Genomic DNA, 1,658 nt, shown 5'->3' with positions numbered 1-1,658 from the left:
GTGCGTTACCCGCAAAGGCGGTGCCCGCGCCGGTCACAGTCGTTGAGCCCTTTACGACCGATACGGTGCCGGTTCTGTACCAAGACATACTTTTCTCCAGACAAAAAAATACCCGCGACGTGGCGGGCTTATTTCAGCGCTAATTAATTGAAGGTAAATGGAAACGGAAGGTTGGCCGTCTTAATAACGAGAGCAGTCGGAAATCTATCCACCGGGATATCCCGAAAACAGATTGTCATAGGGACGGAAGTTGGCGAGAGGTCGCCCATTGTCGTTCTTGAAATAGCACAACTGAACGTGATTTTGCTGTTCCCACCAAAGCAGCTCTCGGTCACAGATACCCCTACGGGATAATTGAATTCCGTGAACGTGGAGAAAGCACAACCTACCCCCCGTGACCAAGGAAGGAATGCCGCTACTTCTCCCATACCGACAAGCGGGATATCCACGGACGACCTTACGCTTGCATATGAGGTGCTGCCGTAAGGGGTCAGGGTCCCGTTATACCTTTCGTTGTAACCCCCTGTGTACACCAACGCGTGCCATACCCCCTGCCTTGGACCGGGATCTGGCGCTCGTACGGCGGCGACGATATTAAGTGGCGATTGCCTTGAGTTGAATGTTAGCGTTCCATCTTCCTTATAGGTGCGCAATGCAGGCCCGGCACCACCATCTTTCATAAGATCGAAGCAGTAAAACTTTGTGCCTGCTGAAGCGTCTGAATAATTGAAGGTGGTCACGTTACCTGTTTTGCTAGTCCCTGCAAAAACACCATGTCCTACTATAAAGACAATCGGTGCGGTGACATTAGCGACGCTAAACCCAAAGACTTGATCGTTATAGTTTCCCTTCTCCTCCCAGTTACCCCCCCATGACGGATCTTTCATGCAGGCGTTGCTTACGCATACAAAGCGTGGATACATACCCTGATGTTCCATATACCCACTTTTTACAAGGCCATAGGTTATTTTTTGCGTGTCAAACAAGATACTGCCATCTTCTTTCCTAACAATTAATCCGGCCATTAGTAATACCCGTAATGGATTCTGCAATTAGCAGAAAAGAATCCCCACCCTCTTGTTGGGTATGAATAAGCCCAACTCAGCGTTGTGCCCGAGAGCACTACGCCAGGCAACCTGGCCCTCCAGCCATCCATATTGACTAACGAAACCACCGAGAAATAACTGGTCTTCCCGGCAGGAGGCGGCGGTATGGCAATTGAGCCATTTGCCCCATTGGTCACAACGAAACCAACCTCTTGGCTAATGCTGGCGGTCATATCGAGAATGACCTGACCGCCAATTTCGCGAGCAACTAAACCGACACTCATACCCCTAACCCCAAATCGATGGCCGTAATGCCATTCCCGTGGAAGAACTTAAGCCCGGTGTTGGCCAGCTCTGAACTGCCATCGGCTGCTGAGCCGCGCAAGATCAGCTTGCCTGCCGGGATGTTGATTTCCAGCAACGGCAAACCCTGTTCATTCACCGCACTCGACCGCAACGTCATCCCCAGCACTAGGTTCTGAATGAACGCCGTATCGATCATGGCGTAGTTGATGAACACCTGACCGCCCTGCACCACAAAGGGTGTTCTGAGCTGCCCGGTGACTTCGTCGACGATGGCGAACCGTTGCGCAAAGGCCAGAATCTCCGAGG

General features: G+C 51.6%; 2 protein-coding genes. Both read right to left on the bottom strand.

The window, feature by feature from the left end:
- Positions 1–143 precede the first annotated feature (143 nt).
- Positions 144–1,025: a hypothetical protein gene (locus TU86_RS22010; protein ID WP_048366439.1), complete on the bottom strand. Its 882-nt coding sequence runs from the start codon at positions 1,023–1,025 to the stop codon at positions 144–146.
- A 301-nt stretch (positions 1,026–1,326) separates the two neighbouring features.
- Positions 1,327–1,658: phage tail tip fiber protein (locus TU86_RS22005; protein WP_048366438.1), on the bottom strand; the 332-nt coding region annotated here is incomplete at its 5' end.

Source organism: Pseudomonas weihenstephanensis, from assembly GCF_001043055.1.
GTDB lineage: Bacteria > Pseudomonadota > Gammaproteobacteria > Pseudomonadales > Pseudomonadaceae > Aquipseudomonas > Aquipseudomonas weihenstephanensis.
The sequence above is the reverse complement of the archived record's forward strand: the minus strand, read 5'-3'. Positions and strand labels throughout refer to the sequence as shown.